22 protein-coding genes and 3 pseudogenes are annotated in these 23,889 nt (G+C 59.1%); 11 read left to right on the top strand and 14 right to left on the bottom strand.

Features of this window, described 5'->3' with window-relative positions; translation table 11 throughout:
- Positions 1-47: 47 nt before the first annotated feature.
- The 11 genes and pseudogenes from ACSKB8_RS17360 to ACSKB8_RS17310 form a co-directional block, all read right to left on the bottom strand.
- Positions 48-1,323: pseudogene (locus ACSKB8_RS17360) on the bottom strand (DUF2130 domain-containing protein).
- A gap of 140 nt (positions 1,324-1,463) precedes the next feature.
- Entirely contained in the window at positions 1,464-2,501 is a 1,038-nt protein-coding gene (locus ACSKB8_RS17355) for an AAA family ATPase (protein WP_438105410.1), read from the bottom strand.
- Between the two features lie 191 nt (positions 2,502-2,692).
- Complete coding sequence (locus ACSKB8_RS17350; protein WP_438105409.1) at positions 2,693-3,034, bottom strand: hypothetical protein; 342 nt, start codon at positions 3,032-3,034, stop codon at positions 2,693-2,695.
- Complete coding sequence (locus tag ACSKB8_RS17345) at positions 3,031-3,594, bottom strand: hypothetical protein (protein WP_438105408.1); 564 nt, start codon at positions 3,592-3,594, stop codon at positions 3,031-3,033. The genes ACSKB8_RS17350 and ACSKB8_RS17345 overlap by 4 nt, the downstream gene beginning before the upstream one ends.
- 10 nt (positions 3,595-3,604) lie before the next feature.
- On the bottom strand, positions 3,605-4,549 hold the full coding sequence (locus ACSKB8_RS17340) for a hypothetical protein (RefSeq protein WP_438105407.1): 945 nt from the start codon (positions 4,547-4,549) through the stop codon (positions 3,605-3,607).
- Between the two features lie 1,505 nt (positions 4,550-6,054).
- Positions 6,055-6,984: a crotonase/enoyl-CoA hydratase family protein gene (locus ACSKB8_RS17335; protein ID WP_438105406.1), complete on the bottom strand. Its 930-nt coding sequence runs from the start codon at positions 6,982-6,984 to the stop codon at positions 6,055-6,057.
- 143 nt (positions 6,985-7,127) lie between these two features.
- The gene (locus tag ACSKB8_RS17330; protein ID WP_438105405.1) at positions 7,128-8,129 is read right to left on the bottom strand and encodes a fumarylacetoacetate hydrolase family protein; all 1,002 of its coding nucleotides are present in this window, start codon (positions 8,127-8,129) and stop codon (positions 7,128-7,130) included.
- A 244-nt stretch (positions 8,130-8,373) separates the two neighbouring features.
- Positions 8,374-9,618: an alpha-hydroxy-acid oxidizing protein gene (locus ACSKB8_RS17325; RefSeq protein ID WP_438105404.1), complete on the bottom strand. Its 1,245-nt coding sequence runs from the start codon at positions 9,616-9,618 to the stop codon at positions 8,374-8,376.
- Positions 9,619-9,675: 57 nt separating this feature from the next.
- Positions 9,676-11,001, bottom strand: a complete 1,326-nt coding sequence (locus ACSKB8_RS17320) for a 4Fe-4S binding protein (RefSeq protein ID WP_438105403.1) — start codon at positions 10,999-11,001, stop codon at positions 9,676-9,678.
- Positions 11,002-11,238: 237 nt separating this feature from the next.
- Positions 11,239-12,009, bottom strand: a complete 771-nt coding sequence (locus tag ACSKB8_RS17315) for an SDR family oxidoreductase (RefSeq protein ID WP_438110572.1) — start codon at positions 12,007-12,009, stop codon at positions 11,239-11,241.
- A gap of 36 nt (positions 12,010-12,045) precedes the next feature.
- Complete coding sequence (locus ACSKB8_RS17310; protein WP_438105402.1) at positions 12,046-13,005, bottom strand: SDR family oxidoreductase; 960 nt, start codon at positions 13,003-13,005, stop codon at positions 12,046-12,048.
- Positions 13,006-13,069: 64 nt separating this feature from the next.
- Here ACSKB8_RS17310 and ACSKB8_RS17305 point away from each other — a divergent pair, with 64 nt between their 5' ends.
- Positions 13,070-14,245 carry a saccharopine dehydrogenase family protein gene (locus tag ACSKB8_RS17305; protein ID WP_438105401.1) on the top strand — a complete coding sequence of 392 codons (1,176 nt, stop codon included), beginning with the start codon at positions 13,070-13,072 and terminating at the stop codon, positions 14,243-14,245.
- A 377-nt stretch (positions 14,246-14,622) separates the two neighbouring features.
- Here ACSKB8_RS17305 and ACSKB8_RS17300 read toward each other — a convergent pair whose 3' ends face one another.
- The 3 genes from ACSKB8_RS17300 to ACSKB8_RS17290 form a co-directional block, all read right to left on the bottom strand.
- Positions 14,623-15,663 (bottom strand): YeiH family protein, encoded by a 1,041-nt coding sequence (locus tag ACSKB8_RS17300; RefSeq protein WP_438105400.1) that lies wholly within the window; start codon positions 15,661-15,663, stop codon positions 14,623-14,625.
- Positions 15,664-15,944: 281 nt separating this feature from the next.
- Positions 15,945-16,646, bottom strand: coding sequence for an SDR family NAD(P)-dependent oxidoreductase (locus ACSKB8_RS17295; protein ID WP_438105399.1), 702 nt, complete (start codon positions 16,644-16,646; stop codon positions 15,945-15,947).
- A 2-nt stretch (positions 16,647-16,648) separates the two neighbouring features.
- Complete coding sequence (locus ACSKB8_RS17290; RefSeq protein ID WP_438105398.1) at positions 16,649-17,350, bottom strand: 2-hydroxychromene-2-carboxylate isomerase; 702 nt, start codon at positions 17,348-17,350, stop codon at positions 16,649-16,651.
- Positions 17,351-17,488: 138 nt separating this feature from the next.
- On the opposite strand from ACSKB8_RS17290, the gene ACSKB8_RS17285 reads away from it, so the two are divergent.
- The 10 genes and pseudogenes from ACSKB8_RS17285 (at position 17,489) to ACSKB8_RS17240 (ending at position 23,760) form a co-directional block, all read left to right on the top strand.
- Positions 17,489-18,310, top strand: a complete 822-nt coding sequence (locus tag ACSKB8_RS17285; RefSeq protein ID WP_438105397.1) for a TetR/AcrR family transcriptional regulator — start codon at positions 17,489-17,491, stop codon at positions 18,308-18,310.
- Positions 18,261-18,818, top strand: a pseudogene (locus ACSKB8_RS17280) (Phenylacetic acid catabolic protein); the annotation flags it as partial. The gene ACSKB8_RS17285 and the pseudogene ACSKB8_RS17280, both read left to right, overlap by 50 nt.
- Positions 18,819-18,882: 64 nt before the next feature.
- Positions 18,883-19,308 carry a Phenylacetic acid catabolic protein gene (locus ACSKB8_RS17275; RefSeq protein WP_438110570.1) on the top strand — a complete coding sequence of 142 codons (426 nt, stop codon included), beginning with the start codon at positions 18,883-18,885 and terminating at the stop codon, positions 19,306-19,308.
- Positions 19,209-19,616 carry a metal-sulfur cluster assembly factor gene (locus tag ACSKB8_RS17270; RefSeq protein WP_438110568.1) on the top strand — a complete coding sequence of 136 codons (408 nt, stop codon included), beginning with the start codon at positions 19,209-19,211 and terminating at the stop codon, positions 19,614-19,616. Before ACSKB8_RS17275 ends, ACSKB8_RS17270 begins: the two co-directional genes overlap by 100 nt.
- Before the next feature lie 7 nt (positions 19,617-19,623).
- Positions 19,624-19,881, top strand: coding sequence for a phenylacetic acid degradation b (locus ACSKB8_RS17265; RefSeq protein ID WP_438105396.1), 258 nt, complete (start codon positions 19,624-19,626; stop codon positions 19,879-19,881).
- A complete protein-coding gene (locus tag ACSKB8_RS17260; RefSeq protein ID WP_438105395.1) occupies positions 19,881-20,651 on the top strand; it encodes a Phenylacetic acid catabolic protein in 771 nt (256 codons plus the stop codon). Before ACSKB8_RS17265 ends, ACSKB8_RS17260 begins: the two co-directional genes overlap by 1 nt.
- A complete protein-coding gene (locus ACSKB8_RS17255; RefSeq protein ID WP_430516831.1) occupies positions 20,648-20,836 on the top strand; it encodes a PaaD-like zinc ribbon domain-containing protein in 189 nt (62 codons plus the stop codon). Before ACSKB8_RS17260 ends, ACSKB8_RS17255 begins: the two co-directional genes overlap by 4 nt.
- Positions 20,837-20,894: 58 nt before the next feature.
- A complete protein-coding gene (locus ACSKB8_RS17250) occupies positions 20,895-21,452 on the top strand; it encodes an AMP-binding protein (protein ID WP_438105394.1) in 558 nt (185 codons plus the stop codon).
- The gene (locus tag ACSKB8_RS17245; protein ID WP_438105393.1) at positions 21,388-22,482 is read left to right on the top strand and encodes a class I adenylate-forming enzyme family protein; all 1,095 of its coding nucleotides are present in this window, start codon (positions 21,388-21,390) and stop codon (positions 22,480-22,482) included. Before ACSKB8_RS17250 ends, ACSKB8_RS17245 begins: the two co-directional genes overlap by 65 nt.
- 74 nt (positions 22,483-22,556) lie before the next feature.
- Positions 22,557-23,760 (top strand): annotated as a pseudogene (locus ACSKB8_RS17240) (ABC transporter substrate-binding protein).
- Positions 23,761-23,889: the final 129 nt, after the last annotated feature.

Genomic DNA, 23,889 nt, shown 5'->3' with positions numbered 1-23,889 from the left:
TGGTCGCCGCCGCTAGTCAGTGCTTGAACCAAATTTGCTTGGTCAATCTACTCCGCCGCCTCCCTCTTCGCTTCAATCATCAGCACATCAAGGCTCTCGATCTCCTGCATTGCACGACCGGCGATCCCCTGGAGATCGCCATAGAGGCCGGCAGTGGAGTCCAGCACGCCGCGGAGCTGCTCCTCACGTTTCGCCCATAGTCGCATCATCGTCTTGCGCTCGCGGTCTAGGTCGGCCTGCATATCGGTGAACTTCTCCACGATGGCGTCGATGCGATGGCGGAAGCGCGGACCGGTCAGATAGCCGTACATCATCTCCATTTTGGTCTGCTGGCCTTCCTGAGCCTGACGGCTGCCGGCGAGGTCGATCAGCCCGTGCCGGAGCACGATCGCTAGCGGAACGGCGAACCGGGGCTCCGCCACCCAGACGTTGTCGACCAAGCCGAAGGTTTCGACATCCTTTGGAAGCGCGCTGGAGACAATGAGGGCGACGTCCGCTTTGGCTACGCGCTGGTCGCTCCGGAGCTTGGGCAGCCAGTCGTCGCTCCAACGTTTGGTCCGCTTCGATTCCCAAAGGATCGTGCCGCAGGTCTGCCCACCCGGGCCGAACACGCGATGCAGGACGTCGCCGCCGAAATCGCCCTTCGGCACCGGCTCGATGAGATCGCGCGGAAACTGATTGCGGAGCAGGGATTCCAGTTCGAGCTCCAGGGCTTCGCCTTGCAGCTGCTGTGAGCCCTGTTCAGCACGCCGCCGGAGTTCCTCGATCTGCCGGTTCATGCCGGCGATCTGGGCTTCCTTCTCCGCCACTTTTGCCTTGAAGCCGTCTTCGGCCTCCAGCTTGGCCTTGTCGCGCACAGCGGCAAGTGCCTGCTGGACCTTCGTCTCGATCGTGAGCTCGACTTCGCGCTTGGCATCGTCGAGCTCGCGCTCCTTGCGGAGCATGTCCGCCTGGATCTTCTGGGCCGCAGCCAACTTCTCGTTGTTGGCGGCGAGCATCTGCTGCAGATCGGCCAACTGCCGGTCGCGCTCGCCGAGTTCATCGGCGATCGCCAGGCGTGCTCGCTTCGCTTCGGTTTCGGCGATACTGGACCGCTCCGCCTTCAGCTTCGCGGCGACCTGTTCGTCAACGGCCTCGCGAGCTTTCGCGATTTCCTCTTGCTCCTGCTTTAGCAGCATCTTCACGCCGGCCAAAGTCCGCTTCTTTGGCAGCAAGCTGCTGGTCGAATTTCCGGCGCGTCTCTGCGATCAGGGGCGCGGCGAGCGATTCTGTGAGCTTGATTTCGGTACGGCAGTTGGGGCAGACGATCTGGGGATCGGTCACGTTATCGGTCCTTTGAGCATTGACCGCGATAGTACTGGGCGAGGCTGCGCCGTTTAAGCCCTGCGGGCGGGTTATCCCGCGCAATTGCGGCGGCCGCGGCAATGACGGCCGTGTCTTTCCGTTGTTCTGTTCCGCCATGATCAGTTCCTCCATGCGCGAACGTCGCGCTCGCGCATGATCGCCTCGACAATGCGGCGCAGGCGCCGCACCGAGCCGCCGGGCCAGTGCTTTGCGACGGCCTCGCGCTCAATGCTATCGAGCGGTGGCACCCAGCTCTGGTCGAGGCCGCGCTCTTTGGCGAGGTCGGCGATCACCGCCGGCAGCAGAGCGTCCAAATGATTCGCCGTCGGCTTCGGAAACGTCACGATGCGAAAACGGTCCCGGATAGGGCTCGGCAACGGATCGAGACTGTTGGCCGTGGCGATGTAGCTCACTTGCGACAGGTCGAGATTGGTCTGTAATGCGGGATCGGGATATCTGGAATTGGTCTCCGGCTCGAGGAAACCGAGCAGGCAATCCCAAAGACGTCCGTAGTCGGATCTCGTTGCACATTTCTCCAATTCATCGAGCAGGACCAGCACGTTTGCTGTCTTGCCTCGCGCGATGGCCAAAAAAGGATGGGAAGGCTCGCTCGAGTACCAGCGCCGGTCGGTCCCCCCAAACACTGCGCCGTCGGAACGACTGGCGTCGGTCCGCCAAACGTGGAGACCGCACACTTCCCCCAGCCTTCGCGCGAATCGGCTCTTGCCCCCGCCCGCATCTCCTCGAAGGAGCAAAGGACGGAACTTCACTGTGGTTCGCCCGACGAGATCGGCCAGCGCGAAGTCAATGACGTCACCAGCATATGGGAACTCGAACAGCAGAGCGTTGCGCGCCTCGTGCAGGGACGGCGTCTGCACGAGCGGCAACGCGGTGTTGATGACGTTCTTGAGTGGGCCGATGATGTCCTTGAGCTTCGGGCTCTTCATTTCCGAATCGGACAGGCGTGCGACCACGAGATGATGGTCGGGAATGGACTTCGCAATCGCGGTAGGCTGTTGCTGGACAGCTTCGGCCCGATCCTGGGTCTCCTGCTCCCTTCTGCGGTCTTCTGCTTCCTTGATCTTGCGCTGTACCGCAGCCTTGGTTGCGGAGATGCGACGCTCTGCCATACGGTGCCCAAGCAGGGCGGCGTTCATGGCCGCTGAGACCTTCTTCGGCAGAACGTGGGTGCAAGCCGGCAGCGCGGCCCAACCGTAGGTGAACCCTTCGAGGTCGCTGCAGAGCTCCTCGTCGGCGCGCCTGACACCGACGTGAAGCGCCTGGACGAGGGCTTTGCCGACCCTGCGGTGCAGCTCGAAGTATTCGTCATTCCGCGGCGTCGGCAAGGTCACGAGCCGGATGCTATCGGCAAGACTCCTAAGCTCTGGCTCATTCTGCGCAGCAGCGAGCCGATCCAGTTCAGCTGCGAGTGCCAATGCGGCCTCAAGCGATCTGCCTGCGGCCCATGCAAGGTTATAGGGTAACCGGGGCAGAGTTCTTCAACCTCAGCGATGAGCCGCTCCTCAACATGATCGGCCCCATCGACAACAAGCATTGCGTAGCGCAGGAGCCGGGGCAGACCTTTGAGCCGTTCGTTCCAATCAGCCGAATCGGCAGCGGCGCCGGTCGAGACCGCATCCTCCGGCGCTGGCAGATCGAAGTCGTCGCCATTATCGCTCGTGGTGCTCATGCTCGGTCCTCCGCGTGGTCGTTCCTGTCGCGGAAACCGGAGCGTCCGAGTGCGCAGAATCCCCGGCGGGAAGAACCCCGGGCAAGACGCGTGTACCAGGAGACCGACAACTCGGCTGCGAGGGGATAGTTGATTCCAACGCGACGAAGGATATTCGCGAGGACCACAGTTGACGTCGCGTCGCCTCTAAGGGCGCATCGCAGCAGCGCCGTCATGGTGATGTCGACTGTAAGCGTCACCTCATCGATGGGCAGCAGCGAGAGCGCTGCCCCGATTGCGGCGGCGGTGTCACCACGCACCGCCGCAGGAAGCTTGCCATCCCGATCGAACATGCAGATCCTGCCGAGCGTGTCGATCACCAGCAGGTGCTCGGCGTCGCGCAGGAGATCTGAGGGCAGGGTCCGCCACCACGCCAGCGGCGAGATATCCTGGGCATTGGAAGGCCACCCAGAGGTGGACGGCCAGATGCTCTTCCGGGCCAAATCAGCAGCGTCGCCAGTCAGGACGGCCAGATCCTGATGCCGGGGCTCGCGCCCCGGCATTTCCATCTTTTTCAGCATGATCGGCTCCTCAGTCGGCGATCAAGATCGGCTTCGGATAACGGCGATTGACCCACACACCGCTGTTGACGTGGGCCCCGGTCACGACCTTCCCTGCGATTGCGGCCGAGGGGAAGCAGACGGCTACGCGGAGGCGCCCCCGGTCCTGGATGCCGGGGATACGCGAGAGTGCGTCGGCCGCAGCGAGCTCGGCGCGGCGGGTGTGCAGGATCGGGTTGACGCTCTGGTTCACGAGGCTGCGCACCTCCGAGCCGGCCGTCACCACGAAGCCATCGCGCACTGGGTAGCCCCTGGCCCAGAGGTCGCAATAATCGAGCTCAAGCTCGTTACCCACCGGGGGCAAGTCCGTCACATCGATCTGCATTGGTCGGGTGTCATCCGGCCCGATCGCCATGTCGGTTTCGGTCGTTTCCTGTTTGCGGCGCTGGCTCGCGAAGTTGCTGCGGAGCACCCGACAACCGGCGTCGAACAGGAGACGCTCACCGTGCTCGACGAAGTGATCGAGCGAGGCACGCTTATGACTGGGGAGTTCCAGCACCTGCGGGTTCGTTCCCTTCATGATGTCCACCAGCCCGGCCTGCTCCGCGATTTTCGTCAGGCGGTGCTGGAGGTAGATGGCGGCGGTCTTGTCGAACCAGGCGCTCAGGTATCCCGAGATGACGTAGACTTCACGGGCGAAGGCTTTCGAGGGGTGGGCGGCATGCTCAGAAAGCCTGCGGCCAACATTACGAGTCTCGCCGATGTAGGCGGTTGCATGATCCGCGAGGATATAGCAGGCCGGGACAGCGCCGAGCGTGGATGGGATATCTTTCACCATCGAGAACGGGAAGGCCGAGACGGTGAGGCGGCCGACGTCGTCGTGGACCTCCCGAAGGCCCGCGATGCCGCCCATCGGGCGGTGTACGTTGCTGGTGCAGGCAGGCTGCACGGTCGTGTCGTTGAAGAACAGGGACATTGTATCTCTCTCTGGGTTGAGAGATCACGAGGTCAACGTCGTTAGACCAGAAAGGACCTTTGGAGCGTCACGCCTTCGCAGCGAATCATCGCAATGAAGGGTGTTTGGCATCATCGGCTCTTCGATTTGCGCCTTTCAGCCGCGGTGAGAGCAGATGCACTCCATCTGCAAGCTCGGCCGGAGAAGAAAATCGAACGGTCCATGTGGCGCATCTGCGTCACACGACGTCGGGCCTTGCGATCTCGGCTAGCCGTCGGACAGCTGGGTGATGAGGGCGGTCGTGTCGGTCGCCATGGACATCGCATTGGCGGTGAGCGCACAGCCGAACTCGGTCAAATTGGACCGGGCCTGAAACACCAGAGAGGGAGAGGGCAGAGGCGCCGAAATCGGCGCTATAGTCAAAGTTAGCCATGATCGATTTCCTTAGAATCGGTTGTGGTCAGGCTGTCGTTCGGTGTTACAGCACCGGGCGGCAGCCGCTTCGCGTTTTGCGAAGCTCCCCAAATATGCGGATGTATGTGCCGAGATTTCTAGTCTCACCGCAATGAGATGGTTAATGGGCGTCAATTTCTGGCGCTATCTGCCGCTCGCTAGGAGCGTGATCAGATCGCGACCAATTCGCGCTCAACGAAACGTGGTCAGCGTTGGTTCTCGAGCCGCTGAACTCTTAATCAGCGGGTCCCAGGTTCGAGCCCTGGTGCGCCCACCAATAACTCCGCAAAATCATAGACTTAGAGACGGCGATGAGCGGGCAGAGGCGTCCGTGCCCGCTTGGGTCACACCTGGGTCTCGCAATTGCGGAGCCATCGTACGAATCCTTGCATCGCTCGACTTTTCCACCGGTATTCGAATCCTTGGGTGCGCGTTCGTCAAACTGATCGCGATCATGCGAGGGTTCGAAGATAGCATCACCAACTCTGACCGAGTGATTCCTTCACATAGCCCTCGAGGCCGGTGAAACGGCCGCCGGGGCGACTACGTGCTGAAATCTCGAATTCTCCCGTGGCTCACATGGTGGCAGGCCGCATTTCGCCGTCACCGAATGCCGCTCGTTTTTTGAGCCTTTGTGTTCAAGAGATATCCATGCCTCAGACAAGCCTGCGATCGCGTCCATTGGTGACTAACGGCTTCGTTGTCGAGACACCAGAGACCATCGACTTCGTTGTGTGTGATATGCCCTGCGATATCTGTTCAGCGTCGAGGCGCTGACCCCGGATTCGATGGGAATAGCCTTCCAAGCTGAATACGAGGGTTCGATTCCCTTCACCCGCTCCAAATCAATTTTTCATCTAGAACAAGACGTTGTGTCCTTTTAGCGAGCGAGTTTTGCCGTTCGTTCTCAATCTTCATACAACGCCCGTACAATCAGGCTCCGATTAGCATACGGTTGAGATCGAGTTCTTGATGCACACGGGGTGAACCGCTGCAACAAATCTTCTACGCCGTCGGGGGTACGGGGGGCGTGAACAACGGCCGCGTGCCCGGATTGAGCGGGAGTCGCTCAATCAGCGTCCTTCGTAAACTGGTCGACGCTTTTCAGCTTCGGCATCCCGGCCTTCCTGGAAATCTCGGGTCTTGAGCAGTGCTAGATATTGTTCGCCGAGCTTTGCCATGGCCGCACTTTCCAACTCTTCGAGCGCCATGCGGGAGCTGGCTAGAGAGGCTTTGGTGCCGAGCGGAGAGGACGCGGCGATCTTGTTTGCAATTTCGATCGCCTTCGTGAGAGCCGCCTCCCGGTTCGGGGCCAAGACTTGAACGGTTCCCATCCGGAAGGCTTCTTTCGCGCTCCAATGGTCGCCCGTCAGAATGTATCGCATGGCGTTTCCCCAGCCGGCTTCTCTGGGAAAGCGGATCGTGGCGCCGCCTCCAGGAAATCGACCATGCGTATTTTCATCTTGGCCGAACTCGGTGTCTTCTGAAGCGACGCGTATGTCGGCAGCAAGGAAGAGCTCATGGGCCAAGTTCCAGGTGTCGCCATGGACGGCAATCACCAGTGGCTTCGTAAGCCTTGGCTTGCCCCGACCCGTCGGGTCGATGAAGCCAGGTCCATCCAGAAGCTTCCGACCCGACTGGGTGAACGATTTGGTGGCATCGACATCGATGCCTTTGGAGAAGCGATCGCCATGACCGAACAGTACGGCGGCACGTAGCGAGGGGTCCTGGTCATAGTCGTAGTATGCTCTCGCTAGTCCTTCCAGCGCCTCCGGGTCGATGCGGTTGTCGATGTAGGGCCGGTTGATGCCGATCAACACGACCTGTCCCTGGCGTTCGACCGTGATCTTCGTCTGAGGGCTGTATGGAATTTCGGCCATACGAGCCGTCTGATCAGTTTGTGCTGACGTGGACGGCGCGCCTCCGGTCTGTTGCGCGTGCAAGGGCGACAGCCAAAGCAGGACGACCAAAAGCGAGACCGCCACTCTGTCGAAACGAAACATCTTGATCTCTCCCGGAGAAGCGAGGGTATGTGCTGGAAATGGGATGAGTGGCCAAGAGCTCTGACGAACCTGGCTGCACGGACCGATATTGGTGTCTGCCTCAATCGCTCAATGGACACTCATCTCATGATCGACGAGCGTAGTCAGGCGAGTATGAACGATAGCGTCCCAAGTCCCTGGATCGTGCTTTCGATCTTGTCGCCGGCTTTCAACCAAATTTGCTTTTCCTTCGGATATCCGACGATCACGCCGGAAGGCGTTCCAGTGAAGATGATGTCCCCTGGTTCGAGCGCGAAGAGCCGAGAGGCGTAGGCGATGATCTTCTGCGGATTGAAGATGAGTTTCGTCGTGTTGGACGATTGTCGCACTTCTCCGTTCACGCGAGTCTCGAGGTCCAGATTGTTGGGATCGATCTGATCAGCGGAAACGAAATATGGACCGATGGGGGCGAAATCATCGAGCGTCTTGCCGACCATCCACTGGCCGCCGGGGACCTCGAGCTGCAGATCTCGGGACGTAAAATCGTTGCCGACGGCGTATCCGGCAACGTATGACAGAGCATCCTCAGCGCGGACATTGCTCGCCTTGCGGCCCATCACGACGACCAGTTCGGTCTCATAGTCGAACTTGTAGCAGACGTCGCGGGGCGGAAGCCGAACCGCCGCCATGTGTGGTGCAAGCGAGTTGTTGTACTTGTTAAAGAGGATGGGGAGAGGAGGCAGTTTCTGGCCCGTTTCCTCGACGTGCTCCCGGTAATTAAGGCCGAGACAGACGATCTTTCCGGGCTTGGTGAATAGACGTCCGAACTTGATCTTGGATTTGTCAAGGAACGCAGCTTTCGCGTTAGGCGCCTTGAGAGCAGCCTCGATGAGCGTGTTCAGCTCCGCATTGCCGCCGTTGACGAGGAGCGCCTCCAACGTGAGCGGTGCCGACAATCCGAGGAGCTTGGTCGCGGCGGCCACGTCGAGTACGCCGGCGGCGGTCTTCACCCCCATGGTTTCGCGCCCGTCCTCCTGGCGGATCGACAAGACGGTCAGCTTGCGAGGCAGCTCGTCGCTCCGGTTGCTCCGCGACGTCGTGTCCCCCGCGGCCTGTGCACTGACCTTGGTGGTGGCAAGGGCGGCCGCGGCAAGGCCGGCCTTCATCAGCTTCCGACGTGAGTGCATGATACATCTCCCTGGTCTATTGTTGGTAAGGCGACTGAAGTTGTTTTTCGTCGTGGCGCACAGTTTTTGTCGCGTGAACAATAGGCCGGACGTATGGTGTGCGCGCCGGCTAAATCGGCTAGGCGTTATTCATTGGAGAATGGTTCCGCTCGAAACGCCATACGCCCGCCGAACGTTATGCTGCGGATGGACATGACGGCAGAACATCCGCCGGGATCGTCCATCAGGAGCGAGCGGCCAGAGGCGATCGATCTTCAGTGATGCAATCCGGGCTGAGGTCCGCAATCGAGGAACAACCAATTTGTGCCATGGTGTTGTCGATCTCTGCGAACGTCATATTCAGCACGTCCGTGACGCCAGTTTCGCCCCGAGCTGCCAACCCGTAGAGTGTCGCGCGACCAAGTTGAACCGCGTTTGCTCCAAGAGCGATCGCCTTGACGATGTCCGCGCCGCGGCGGAAACCGCTGTCGATGAGGATCGGTTGCGTGATCTTGCTTCGTGTTTCAGCCAGGACCTGAAGCGGAGAGATCGCGTCCCCAAGCTGCCGGCCTCCGTGATTGGACAGGATGACGCCGTCTGCGCCCTCAGCGATGCATCGAACGGCATCGTCCGGCCGCAACACTCCCTTTACCAATAATTGATGAGGCCAGATGGAGCGCAGCCATTTCAGATCGTTCCAGCTGAAAGTCGTGTCGAGGCCGCGTCTCATCTGCCCGGCCTGACTCGCCGTGTCCGACGCATCTCGTCCGGTGAAGTTCGCTACCTTCGGCATGCCGTGCTTCGCAAAGTCGAGCGCCCAGCCTGGATGCGTCAGGCCATCGACGAGCAAGCTCGACGAGTAGTTCAGCGGCAATTTGAAGCCATTGCGATTGTCGCGCTCTCTGAGCCCGTCGACTCCAAGGTCGGTCGTGAGAATGAGCTTGGAGTAGCCTGCTGCCTTGGCCCGCTCGACCAATTGTTGCGACAACGCCTTGTTCAACACATAGAGCTGAAACCACTTGTCCCCGCCTGCATTTTGCGCGACATCCTCAATGGACGCTGTTGAAGCGGTCGACAAAGCAAAGGGAATATTGGCCTTCTCTGCGGCTCGCGCCAACGCGATGTCCCCATTGGGCCAGAATGCGCCGTTCAAACCGGTCGGGGCAATCACGATCGGTGCAGCATACTTCTGCCCAAACAAGACAGTCGATATGTCCCGCTTGCTGATGTCGAGCAGCCGTTTGGGACGGAAAACAAGGCGCTCGAATATGTCCCTGTTGTGCGACAGGGACCATTCGCCTCCTGCACCACCCTCGAGGTAGTCAAAAACGATCTTCGGCAAACGTGTCTTCGCCAACTCGCGATAGTCAAAGACGTTTACCGGAACGTCGCCATAGTCGAAAAATTTGGCGCCACCCAGCGAACTGGTGAGCGCCCCTCCCACCGCCGCGCCGCCGATGCCAAAAAGCACATTCCGACGAGAAATCATGTTCAATCCTGCACAGAGACAATCGATTCAAGTCTCGCGTTCTTGCCGAGTACGGGCTCACATCGGGAAGCAGCGCATGAAGGCTGCAAACAGTTTTTCATCGCTCAGGCTCACCAGCTTGGTGGCGATCGCTTCGGCCATATCGAGGTCACGGTTGACAACGCTCAACCAACCGTTGGAGTCCGCCGCGACCTTCAATCCCGCTTGACCGATATGGCGGTCGGGAACGACCTCCAGCTTCCTGTCCTTGATGACGATCGTCGCGTCGAGCGTCGTCGTTCCCGTGAAGCTCAGGTGTGTCACGAGGTCTAACCCTTTGGCCCTGCCGCGCTGGAAGCCGAGCGACAGGGAGAAGAGGTAGCCTTGAATGTTGACGCTATGGCGGCCCGAGGTGACATACTGGACCTTCTTGTGAGGGAAGCGCCGTGTGACCGTGTCCTCGGCATCGGTGTCCCGGATCACGTAGACGAACTCGTCTTTATCGATCAGCGGCTTGACCACCTCCGGGAAGTGGGCGTCGCGGTTCTCCAGGAAGGGGCCTATGACATCTTCGCCGGCCGGACAGGCCGCGATGCAATAGGCGGCCTTGTAGCCCGGCTTAAACGAGAGCGACTGCCAGATGTTCAGTGTCTCGGTGCGGGGCACGCGTGAGCGATAGTCCTTGGCATCTTTCGAATCGGCGACGGTCTCGACCCACTGCGCGAAGTTGCCGAGAAAGTCGTGATAATTGTGGGTCTGGCAGGACAGGAAATCGAAGGCGCCGTCCGGTTTGATGGCTCCGACCGGGCAGGCGGCGACGCACAATTTGCATTCCAGGCAGGGATTGTAGTCGATCGGCTGATCATAGGCGTCGACTTCCCGTCCAAGCAGAATCGTGCCGAGCACCATGAAGCTTCCAAACTTCGGATGGATGATGCTGCGATGGATTCCCATGCGACCGAGTCCGGCCTCCACGGCGATCGGCTTATGCTGGACCATCATGACCCGTGGCAGATCCATCTCCATCGGAAAGGCGGACACCGAATTGCAGGCCGGGATGCCGTGCTCTTCGAGCGCCCGGACGATCGCACGCGCGGTTTCGTTCGCATGATCGTAGGTGCCGTGGAATTCCTCGTTGGCGACCGAACGGGCAGGGGAACGGACGGGCTCACGATTCATGCTGCAAGCGATCGCGAGCAAGGATCGCGTGCGGCCGTAGACCTTCCGGATGACTCTCAGCTGAGGTGCGATCGCGGCGCGATTGATCTCGATGATGCCTGCATCATCGGCGCCGCAGTCGCGCGCGATCTGCTTGATCAGATCCGCAGAGACGGGGATGTCGGTAACTTGCTGACGGCTGCGGGAGCGGATGCTCTTCACCGTAGGATGATCTTCAAGGCTCAAGGCGATCCCCTCTGTCGATGGATTGGCTCGTCATCGCGTCCCTCTGGCCTTGATGCGCTCGGCAGCAGGTCTCGTCGCCTGCTGGTCCCGTCATTACAGATCAGAAAGTCCCGCGGCTCCAAGAAGTCCGGCAGCAGAATAGGGGTAGCTTGTCACGACGCGCTGCGGCCAAAATCAGCTAGGAGTTATTCAACGGAGAATGGCTATGGTCCGGCGCAAGTGCACAGATGAGCGATGTCACCACTTCTCGACCCAGGGTCTGAGAACGACTTCGAAGGCCCAGGTCGAGCGATGTTGGCGATGCAGATGCAGATAGGTTTCGGCGATGCGATCGGGGTCGGCCATATTGTCATCGACCGTCGTTCCGGCCAGGCGGTGGGCACGCGTCCCGTCGTTCTGGGTCCAGCCGATCGCGGCGTCGATAGGCACATTGGCGACGTGGATACCCTGCGGCATCAGTTCTCTCGCCATGCTTTGCGCGAGCCCCGATTTGGCATGACATGCCATCGCAAAGGCGCCGCTTGATGGATAGCCTTTGAGCGCGGCGCTGGCGTTCGTGAAGATGATCGTCCCCTTCTTCCCGTTGGCATCTGGCTTGTTTTCAAGCATGAGCTTGGCTGCCTGTTGGCCAACCAGGAACGCGCTGAATGCCGCGTTGCGAAGCGTTTCAAGCGCCATGGTCGGGTCCGCTTCGATGATGCTCTTGCGAAAAATGCCCGGAACCCGTCCATCGATGTTGTGAACGACGAGCCTCGGCGCCCCGACGTCCTGCACGAGAGTCCCGAACAGGTGCTCCACTGCCGCGGGTTCGCTGGCGTCGCAAGCGTATCGCCTCACGCCATGCATGTTTTCGAGTGCCGCGAGGACCGCCTTGTCGGGATTCCTGGCCGCCACGGCTACGCGCATCCCGTCTCTCGCAAACAGCCTCGCGCAACTTGAGCTGATGCCGGGGCCGCCACCGACAATGAGGGCAACATCCTGGACTTTGGATTGGGTGGACTCAGTCATGTCATCTCCTCGCACGCGTGTTGGGAGTTCTCCGCGTTAGGATGAGGACAATACAGCCGTTAGACCGCCGTCGACACTCAGGATCTGACCGGTGATATGTTTGCCGGCGTCGCTGGCGAACAATAAGGCGGCGCCCTTCAGGTCGTCTTCGTCACCGATGCGCTGAAGAGGTACGCCTGCCGTCAGCTTCTCCATGCCGACATGTTCGATCGTCCCCTTGGTCATTTTCGACGGAAACATGCCCGGCGCCAACGCGTTCACCGTTATGCCGTAGCGGCCCCAGCCGCCGGCGAGGGCTCTGGTGAAGTTGACCACGGCACCCTTGCTCGTGTTGTAGGCGATCGTTTGAGTCGTGCTCGTGCTGCCGAAGAGGCCGGCGATCGATGCCAGATTGATGATCCGGCCATATCGGTTCGGAATCATCGAGCGTTTTCCGACCTGCTGACTGAGGAGGAAGAGGGAGCGAATGTTGAGGTTCATGACCTTGTCCCACGCCTCGATCGGGTGATCTTCGGTCGGAGCCCCCCATGTCGCTCCCGCGTTGTTGACGAGGATGTCAATTCGCCCGAGCTTGCCAAGGGCATCGTCGACGAGACGTGAGATGTCATCGTCCTTGGAGTTGTCCGCTGCGATCCATTGTGCGGAGATTCCGCGGCCGGCGAGATGCGCCTGCGCCTTTTCGAGATCCGAAGCCTTCCGCGACGACAATACGAGCTCCGCTCCCTGTTCGCCCAGCGCTTCGGCGATTTGAAGCCCAAGCCCCCGGGAGCCTCCGGTCACGAGCGCTTTCTTTCCGGAGAGATTGAACAAGCTTTTCAAACTGACCATTTTGAGGACCCGATGTTCTGTTGGAGGGGCGGCGTCGCAACCGCAGGAGGACAGCCGAGACGCGTCATAGTTTACATCGAAGAAACTTACTGTATAGTCAGAATGTTTCTCGGCGTCGTGAAAATTGATGAAAAACAGCGGCTCAGCCGCACCGGCAGCACGAGTCATGTCGTGAGACGCGAGGTCACGGCGGTAGGTGAGGCAGCCCCTTGGGCGCTGATGGAGCGAGAACATGGGACGGGATAGCGCCTGCGATCTGATTGTCTTTGGCGCCAGCGGCTTCACCGGTCGGCTCGTGGCCGAATACATCGCTGGGAAATACGGAGACAAAATCAAATGGGGAATGGCGGGCCGCGACCTTGAGAAACTCGCCGCTGTTCGCGCCGAGATCGGCGCGCCCGGAGATACATTGCTGATCAAGGCTGACTCGGACGACGAAGAATCGCTACATGCGCTGGCTCGATCGACCCGCGCCGTGATCTCGACGGTCGGCCCCTTCCAGCTTTTCGGATCCAAATTGGTGGCGGCATGCGCCCGCGCGGGCACGGACTATCTCGACTTGAGCGGCGAGACCGTCTGGATGAGGAGCATGATCGACGCTCATGAGAACGAGGCCCGATCGAGTGGGGCACGCATCATTTTCTCGTGCGGCTTCGATTCCGTGCCGTTCGAGCTCGGCGTGTTCTTCCTGCAGGGCGCCGCCAAGAAGGCGTGGGGAGAGCCGGCGGCGCACGTGAAAGGCCGGGTCCGGGTGATGAAGGGCACATTCTCGGGCGGAACTGCAGCCAGCTCACGCGCGACGATGGCCGCGGCGATGAGTGATCCGAAGGTGCTCGATCAGCTCAAGGATCCGTTCCTTCTAACGCCCGGCTTCAGCGGTCCAAAGCAGCCGCACGGAATGAAGATCGAGTTTGACGAGGACATGGGCGCCTGGGTGGCCCCATTCATCATGTCGCCCATCAACACGCGCAACGTCCATCGATCCAACGCGCTCATGGGGCATCCCTACGGGACGGGCTTTGTTTACGACGAGATGATCGTGGCGGGCGCGGGCAAACAGGGAGAGGCTGCGGCCGCCAAGATTGTGGAGGACAACAGATCGTTCGGCGGCGAAGGCAGTCCGAAGCCGGGTGAGGGCCCATCCAAGGCGGATCGTGAAGCCGGTAGTTACGACATACTGTTCATCGGCAGCAACAAGGATCGCGGCAAGATCTTTGTCGCGGTCAGAGGTGACAGGGACCCCGGCTACGGATCGACGTCAAAAATGATCACGGAATGCGCGATCTGCCTCCTGCAGGACGCGAGTGACGTTGCTGCGGGCATTTGGACTCCCGGCGCGGCGATGGGCGAGAAGCTGATATCGCGGCTGGTTCGGAACGCCGGACTCACCTTCAAGGTGGAGGGCTGAAAAGGACGAACGTAGGCAAACCGTTGTCGAGAAAAATCGGGGCGACTTATGGAATGTGGCCTATTCGCGATCGAATTCTTTCCTGATCTGAGCGTCGATGAAATCAGGGAAGGTCAGCTCCTCGCGCTGACGTTCGGGTTGCCCTTCGCAGCCATCGTGCAGCTTGTTCTTTGGATCGCGCTCTGACGCTGCGCGTGCGAGCCTCCCAGACTGGTCCGGGATCTCCGATCTCGGGCCTTTTTTGTGCCGACCTCTTGCCGCGCGAGGCCGTATCAGAACGGTAGATCGAAATTTCGTTTGAAGCAGTTAGCGATGCGGCGCCAGCCTTCCTGAAGTCGCCGCATGTCGTTCAATAGAGCAGCTTGATGCCGGCTAGGCTAAAGAGGCCGATAAAAACGGAGGCAAGTGCGCCCAGGAAGGCAGGACGAAAGCCACGGCTCCGCAGTTTTGACAAGTCGGTATGCATTCCCATTGCGGCAAGCGCGACGGTCAGCAGAAAGGTCGTCAACCAAACGAGAACTCGATTTCAGCCCCACGGGGATAGCAACGATGCTGTTGATGCAGGTGGCGGCTATGAAGCCCAAGACAAACCAGGGTACCGTGGACTTGCGTCTTGACGCTTCTGCCTCTTCTTGGTCGTTACCACGCGAAAGCAGACCCATCGCAAGCACCAGCGGGGCGAGCATCATGACGCGGGACAGTTTTGCGATCGTGCCCATTTCGCCGGCGATCTGCCCGTGTTGAAACGAAGCTGCAACCACCTGCGCAACCTCGTGAATGGAAGACCCGATCCATAGTCCGAATTCTGGGGCATCCAGATGGAGAAGCTCCGGCAGTAACGGAAAAAGGAACATGGCGACGGTCCCGAAGATGGTGACGCATGCAACAGCATAGGTCACATCCTCTTCTTTTCCGCCCAAAACGGCGTTCGCGGCGACCACCGCCGACGCGCCGCACACACAGGTCCCAGCGGCAATGAGCTTAGCGAGTTTTTGTTCGATACCCAACAATCGTGCAGCGTAGGTCGTAAAGGCGAAGGTCGCCGCCAGCGCGGCAATCAGAATAACTACACCCATCGTACGCAATCTCGATATGTCGGCGAAAGTGACCTGAAGGCCGAGCAGTACGATGGCGATCCGGAGTAATCGCCGCTGGCTGAACATAACGCCGTCTCTGAGCCAGGCCGGCTGGCCAGCGACATTGTTGAGGGTCATTCCGATCAGCATCGCCAGCATCATCGAGCTGATGACGGACAGGTAAGGCAGCGACCGCAGACAACCAGCCAAGACTGCAATCAGAAAGGCCGCAATAAAGCCAGGCGCGAGAACGGCGGTTCGGCCAATCCACGAGGTGATCGTCGAATAGTTGATCATCCACAGCGATGCTCGCCGCCCCTTAGGATGCATTGTGTTCAGCAAGATTAGCTCCGCTAGGATGCAAACCAAACTTATTGGAGGATCAAGATCGCCCACCAGGATAGGCAGGCGGTGCATTGGTTTGGGCTTTCAGTTCGAGCATCAGCCCTTGCGCAAGGGCCAGACGCCGCTTCGATCACTGTGCGCGAGGCTTAACGCGCCGTTGTTCTCGGCGGTTTGGAGAAAGTGGCTATGGACGCTCTAAAGGCCGGACCGGTCGACCGGTCCGGCATTTTTCAGATCGGCATTTCGATCGATTGCGAGATGAAAATGACCGAAGCAGGTCACCACTTCTCGCCATAGGGCCGAAGTTCGTAATTGAACGACCATGCCGAACGAGGCTGATGGCATATGTGCCAGATCTCATCAGCGATCGTTGTCGGCTGAGCGAAAAACTCTTCCGGCTTGTCGTGGAACATCTTGCGAGCCCATGGCACGTTGATGATTGCGTCGATCATCAGAAAGGCGACATGGACGCCCTTCGGGCCCAGATGCCGCGCCATCGATTCGGCAAGGATACGTTCTGCTGCTTTGGACGGAGCGAATGCGGCGTAGCTCTCGACTCCGCGATAGGCCGATGTATTGCCGGTCGCAATGATGGCGCCGCTTTGCGCTTTGATCATCGCTGGAGCGACCGCTCTGGCGAGATAAAGCAGTCCCATGGTGTTGACCTTGATGTTCGTCTCGAGTGCCGCGGGATCCACTTCCAGGAAATTTCCGAACGTTCCGCCCACGGCATTGTGGATTGCGATCGCGGGTGCGCCGTGGTCACGTGTGATCCTTGCGACGGTTTCGCTGACTTGGTCCTCTTGCGTGACATCGCAGATGTGGGCGGAGGCGTCCGGCAGCTCAGCTTGCAGCTTCGGAATGCGCTTTTCGGAGCGCGCAATGAGAGCGACGTGATAGTCGCCGCGGGAGAAGCGTCGCGCGAGTGCGCTGCCTGTGCCGGGACCAACGCCGGTAATAACACAAACTGGCTTTGTCATGATCATGCCTGCGCTTTTGCTGCTGCTTCAACGAATGGAAGCCGATCGTTTCCGAAGTAGATTTCGTCTCCGATCCGAAACGTCGGCGTACCAAATAGGCCGACTTCTTCGGCTGCCTTGTTGCGGGCCTTCAGTTCCTCGGAAATCTCCTCCTGTGCCATCAGCTCGAGGATGCGATCGGCAGGAAGCTCGTTCTTCTTCAGGAAGTCCTTGAGGATGTCGACGTTGCCCAGGTCAAGCACCTGAGCGTAGAGACCGGTGAATACCTTCGAGACGAACTCGGCACCCACCCCGAGCTTGATCGCAGCGATTGCCCCGCGAAGCAGGAAGTTGAGGTCGATGTGCCGGAAGTTCTGGTTGGGCTCCCAGCCGACGCCGTACTTTTTGACCCAGCGTTGCAGATCGCTCTTCGCGTATTTCCTCTTTGCCTTGCACTCGATCGTCGTCGGGGTGTTGCCGGTCGCCTTCATCAAATCCAGCACGTTGATTGGCATGTAGACGATGGTGGCCTGCGTGTCTGCCGCCAGCTTCTTGAGCTGGCTCTGTGCGAGGTAGCTGTAGGGGCTACCGAAGTCGAAATAGAATTCAATCTGCTTGGTCATCCCTCGTCCCTTCTCCCTGGTCGGTCGATCTGGTTGGCTCAATCTCGTGGCCAATAGCTCCCGAGCCGAGCCGCTTCTTTCGTGTATCTCACTGGTTTCCAAGACGAAAATTCGATTTCTCCAGCGGTCAAAGAAAGTTATTGACTGGTCAGTAAGTTAAATGTAAATGACAGTCAATGTCAACTGCCAGCCGCTTCGAAGAAAACTTCGCCGGGCCATGAGCATGAGTATTCCGCCGCAATGTCGGGACGGTTCGATGCAAGCCAGGGCTTTGGTGAACTGAGCCATTGTTCGGCTATCGGTGCATTAGGCTTGCACGAGGCTTTACCTTGCGAGTCCAGTGATAATACGTTCGAGCGCATGAAAAAGCGCAAGAAACGACTGACAAATTCCGAACATCGCGAGTTGAGCATGTCGGCAGTATTGGCTGCCGCCGAGTTTCTTTTCGTGACCCAGGGCTACAACGCTACGACGACGGAACAGATCGGGCAGCTCGCAGACCTGACCAAGGGTAGCGTCTACTTCTATTACGGCACCAAGGAAGGTGTGCTCCTTGAACTGCTGAAACGCGTGCAAGCCAACGTCATGGAGCCGTACCTTCAGATCCTGCAAGACCAACGCCTCTCGCCCGTCGAGCGCATGACGAAATACCTGGAGAGGGCCGGCAGGATCGCCCTTGAGCATCCGGGTTCGATGTTGCTGCCGATCGTTGTTTCGATCGAAATGGCGGGCGCCGAGTCCGAGGCAGCACGCAGGGTAAAGGCCGGCTACAATCGGATCGCACGAGAAGTGCGAAACGTCCTGGAGTTGGGACAGGCTTCCGGAGCGTTTCGCTCCGACCTGAGCAGTAACGATATGGCTCGGCTCCTGATCTCGACAGGCGATGGCATCATGCTCGAGTGCCTCCGTCAAAATCTCCGCATCGATGTTCACCGTCTGGTTCGCACGTTGAAGGCTGTCGTACTTACCGGTCTTCAAATCGCGTCGGAGACACCGACAGACATCGAAGCCGATGACGGGCCCTCCGTCATCGACGTCTTGCGCGGCAATCTTCAGGACTGAGAACAACCATCAGCGAATTGCAACGACGGAAGGTTCGACCATGGCTCAAGCGGCACTTGCGCGTGAAAACACCGAAGAGGCAACCGAGGTCGCCCTGCAGACCCGAATTAAGGCTGGTGCAACGCTGGAAGATATCAACGAGATGACGCCCCGCTATCGTGACGTGCTCGTCGCCACCATGGCGATCGCCGCCGATCTGGAAATCATGACGTTGCCTCTCGACTACGACGCCATAGCGTTTGCACCCAGCATCAACGATCGCATTGCCGTCGCGTCTGCGCTGCAAGACGAGATGGGACATGCCCAAGTCATGTTCCGCATGCTCGAGGATTTCGGCTTCAACTCCTATCACCAGGTGTTCGAGCGTGATCCCAAGAACTTCAAGACGTTCTTTCTGCTCGAGTTTGGGAATTTGAGTCCGATCGATGTGGGGCTGGGCCACCTTGTCGGCGATCAGGCGGGATATATCACGACGCGCGATCTCGAGGAGAATTGTTCATTCGGACCGTATAGCCGATCGCTGCGGAAGGTGAACTTCGAAGAGAACTTCCACGTCAAGCGCGGCGAGTACGATGATTCGCCACTACATGCAGCAGGGCCCCGAGATGCGGAAGCGGGTCCAGGAGCGTATGGATTTCTGGTTTCCGCTGGGGGCCGAGTGGTTCGGCGCGACGGACGATGTCAAGTCGAGGACCGACCAGCTCCATTACAAGATACGCGGAAGCAGCAACGATCAGCTGAGGCAGATCTGGCTGCAGCGCCTCGTGCCCTTCTGCGAGCAGGTTGGTTTGAAGGTCCCGGCTCACTTCGACAGCGAAAAGCGCATTTACGTCCTCGATTACCAAATGCCGATCCTGCTGAACCTGGAAACCCTGAAGTGGGATTTTCGTACGGTCACGTGGCCCGAGAAGCTGGCGCAGTGGAAGAAAGGTGGCCCATTGAAGCTGCCGGGCCTGACCCGAATGCAGGTCGAGCTTTGGGGGCAGGACCTGTGGTGACGGAGCAGGCGGTCCGGGAAGCGCTCCTCGCGGTGAATGACCCGCATATACCGGTCAGCATCGAGAGCATGGGAATGTTGCGGGCCGTCACGATATCGGACACCGGCGTGGTTAATGTCGAACTCGCGATTCCGTGCCTGGCCTGTCCCGGCGTCTCGATGTTGAAGCAATCGGTCAAGGACGCTGTGGGCGGCCTGGAGGGGGTCAGCGAGGTCAACGTCCTCGAAGGCTGGCATCACGATTGGACCACGCAATCCATTGAGCCCAATGCACGACAACTGATGCGTCGCTTCGGAATACAGGTCTAGGGGTACGATGATGAAAAAGGTTATCGACAGACAATTGGAGTTGGGGGGCGACAAGCCGGAATTCTACGAGGTATTTGCGCGCCGAGATTCTGCAGAACCGCTCACCCACATCGGTTCGGTCGAGGCCCCCAATGCGGAACTGGCGGAGGCGCGCGCCTGGTTTGTTTACGACCAGCATATTTGGCGGGAGATGTGCATCGTACCGCTGTCGGCAATCGTCACGATTACCGAACGCGGCAGCAAATCGAAGGTGAAGGTGGTGTGATGGCTGTCATCAATTCAATCGAAGACCTTTCAGAAGCGGACAAAGTCCTGCGGGACGAATTGTATTGCATCGCGGACGCCAAGCTGGTGCTCGCCGGCTGGTACATGATGGTGTTGCAGAACGGGCGCTCCATCGCGGACTTCACGTCGATCTGCGCGATGATGCAGGGACAATATGGGCATGCCCGCGCGCTTTATCAGCATCTGGGGCGTTTCGGCGTCACGCTCGATGAGGTGGAGTGGACGCGTGGTGCGAAGGACATCCGCTCGCCGAAGCTGCTCGATCGGCCGCCGCAATCGTGGTCCGACTTTATCGCGACGATATTCGTGGCCGAGCAGGCCATCTCTACGCAATTGAGCGCTTACAGAACGAGCTTGGCCGACAGAACTCTGGCACGTCTCGCTGACAAGATACTGAAGGAATCGCGTTTTCATCTAAGCTATTCCGTGGGCTGGATCAAAGCGCTACGCAAGGATCCGGCGTCCAATGTGGATGAAGACGCCCGTCGCCGCTTCGTCGAAGCGTTGGATTGGTGGGGCGAGCCGGACCAGCCGGATATCGTTTTCTCGAGCGGCTATCGGGATGCGTCGGATTCGGATCTTCGCGAACGCTTTCTCAAAGTGGTTGGCGAAACCTTCGATGTCCCGGCTGGAATTGCGGGCCCTGCAAGGTCCTGGCAGCGGTCTATTCGCCGCAATGGCGTTGCGGGGATCCCGGAGAACCTGTTCGAGAAGATCCGTTTCAAGAATCGCGAATTGGCGATGCCGTGAATCGCGACGAGCCAACATTCGACTTGCCGGTGGATGCCAGCAAGGTCGTCTGTCCGCACTGTGAAAGCGATGTCGTCGACATCGAATCGCCCTTCGGTGGAAGCGTCTCCGAGGTCCTGTTTCGGTGTCGGCAATGCAAGTCGTTCTTCCACTGGGTGAAGTGGCAGCCAGAGCCACCACGTTAGGCGAGGTCGCAGAACTCTAAGAGCAGCACAAGCTGCCAGAACGAAACAAGGGGAGGTCATGGTGCTGGATCGAGCCATTTCGGTTTCGGATATTCTTCGGGCAACAGCTTGCGCGACGCCGCAAAAGGACGCTGTCGTCGATGAGGCGGGGTCGCTGACCTACCGCGAATTCGATGAGACCGTCGACCGCCTTGCTGCGGGACTTCAGCGGCTCGGCGTCGGATCAGGCGACAGGGTCGCGTATTTGCTGTGGAATCAGCGTGAGCTGCTTCTCTCCTACTTTTCGATCGCGCGGCTCGGAGCGCTTACTGTTTCTCTGAATTTTCGGCTGACGGCCGAAGAACTCGCGTATCAGCTCTCGGCAGCCCAGTGTAAAGCGCTGATCGTTGACGAAGAGCTCGCGGGACTGGCATCGCAGGCCATCGCCAACTCTGGCCCCCAGATTCAACTGATCGTGTGCGGCAACGGCGAGCGGCCCGATCAGCTTCGCTTCGACGATCTGCTCGGCGGCAGCACCGAAGACATTCCCTCTTTCCCGATCGTGAGCTCAGATGCCGATAGCGGCATCTGGTTCACATCGGGAACGAGCAGGCCGGCCGAAGGGAGCGGTGGTTAAACATCGATCGGCAGTTGCCGCCGCTACGCTCAGCGCCATCGCGTTAGGCTTCCCTGACGAAGTGCGGTCGTTAGGCGTAGCTCCTCTCTTTCATCGCGGAGCGATGGAGAATTTTGCGCTGCCGGTCGTCATGTGCGGTGGAACAAATTTTCTGTTCAAGAAGTTCGACGCGGCTCAAACCCTGGAGAATTTGGAGAAGTACAGGATCCAGCTCGCTTTCATCGTCCCTACGATGGCCTGGCAGCTTGTCCATGAGCCATTCGTTGGGAACAAGAGCTTACCGCATCTCACGCACTGGATCTCTGCTTCGGCACCTCTGCCGCCGCTGCTTGCGGAACGCATCCAGGAACGCTTCAGGCTGCCAAACGGGGTGACAAACGCCTACGGCATTACGGAGATGTTGTTCGTTTCAAAATGCCCGCCAGCGATGCTGACCAAGAAGCTCGGAACCGCCGGGCTGCCGGCACCCGGTACGCAGATAGTCATTCATGATGAGAAACGCGGGATTCTTCCACATGGTGAAGTCGGAGAAATTCTCATCAGCGGTCCGACGGCGTTTTCGCGCTATCTCGACAACGAACAAGCGACGCGGGAAGCGATCATCAATCTGAATGGGCTGGAGTGGTATCGCAGCGGCGATGTCGGTGTCCTCGACGAGGACGGGTACCTCGCCATCAAGGATCGCAAGAAGGACATGATCATCTCCGGTGGAGAGAATGTCTACTGCGCCGAAGTCGAATTGGCGTTGATCGATCATCCATCGATCCGGGAAGTCGCGGTGATCGGAGTTCCTGACGAAAAGTGGGGCGAAATCGTTGTCGCTGCTATCGTCAAGGCGACGGATGCAGCCGTAGATCTGGACGACATCGTAAGGAGCTGCGCGTCCCTCGCGAGCTACAAGCGGCCGCGTGAAGTGGTCTGCCTTGACGCGTTGCCGCGCAACAGCTTCGGCAAGGTACGCAAGGACCTGGTTCGGGAGATGGTCCGGGAGCGGCTCCCCTCGTCAACGCCTAGACGCCGCGCGTCCTAGTTTGGGAAGCGGATCTTTTGTGAGGCAGCTTGAGGTTGAGAAGACACATCATTTCGCATTGATGGAGTAGGGTCATGTTTAGAATCTTTAGGCCAGCTATTGCCCTGATGCTGATGTCGTTCGGGTCCGTCGCGTATGCTGCCGATGGACCGGGTGTGACGCCCACTGAGGTCAAGATTGGCGGCGTCTTTCCCTTCAGCGGACCTGCCTCGCCGTACGGAGTCATTGGCCAAGCCATTCTTGCCTATGTCCAGTCGGTCAATGACCGCGGCGGCATTAACGGCCGGAAGATAAACTACATTGCCTACGACGATGCGTATAGCCCGCCCAAAGCGGTGGAGCAGGTCCGCAAGCTCGTCGAAGGCGACGAGGTCGCCTTCATGTTTGGTCAGCTCGGTACCCCGGGGAACACCGCGGTGGCCAAGTATTTGATGGCGAAACGTATACCCAGCGTCGGTATCATTACCGGGTCGAACAAGTTCACGAATGTTGCGGATTATCCGCTGACCACGACGAGTATCGTCAGCTACGATACAGAGGGGAAAATCTACGCGAAGTTCTTGACCAAGACGATGCCGAACGCCAAGTACGGCATCCTCTATCAGAACGACGATCTCGGCAAAGATTACGTCAACGCCTTCAAGGTGATCCTGAAAGACGCCTTCGAAGCGAAAGTTGTCGCTGTATCATATGAGGTTAGCGATCCAACGGTAAATTCTCAAATTCTGAACTTAAAGAGTTCAGGGGCCGACGCGTTGCTGGTAGCAGGGACGCCAAAGTTCGCGGCGCAAGCCATTCGGAGGGCTGCCGAGATCGGCTGGAAACCCACGATTGTGCTGAACTACCCCTCGAGTTCGGTGAGCGCGAACTCTGAAGCCGGCAGGTCTTGAAAGGGCAATCGGCGTGATCGTCGGGCAGAACATGATGGATCCGGTCGACACTCAGTGGGCCAACGACGCTGGGATGAAGAACTATCGAGCTTTCATCGAAAAGTACATGCCGGGCGCAGATATCGCTGACACCAACATCCAGTACGGGTATGCGCAAGCAGTTCTGCTCGAACATTTGATCAAGCAGTGCGGGAGCGATCTCTCTCGCGAGAACATCGTCAAGCAGGCGAAGAGCCTGAAGAATGTCATGCTACCCACATTGTTGCCCGGCATCAGCGTCAACACGAGCGACAAGATCAACATGAATTACACCCAGATGAGGCTACAACGCTGGAGTGGCACTGCCTGGGAGCTTTTCGGCGAAGTGCTTGACGCTTCCTCTGAGTGAGCAGGACGGGAGTCCGGGCTCCGCCGTCCACACAATGGCGAGTCCTGGCAGAGCTGTGATGCGCCGGCGGAAGAGCCGTAGCGTACCCCTAATAACGACGCACATGTAACCGACCGCATCAAGCGCCAG

Origin of the sequence: Bradyrhizobium sp. BR 1432 (genome assembly GCF_051547705.1) — a bacterium.
GTDB classification, from domain to species: domain Bacteria; phylum Pseudomonadota; class Alphaproteobacteria; order Rhizobiales; family Xanthobacteraceae; genus Bradyrhizobium; species Bradyrhizobium zhanjiangense.
The sequence above is the reverse complement of the archived record's forward strand: the minus strand, read 5'-3'. Positions and strand labels throughout refer to the sequence as shown.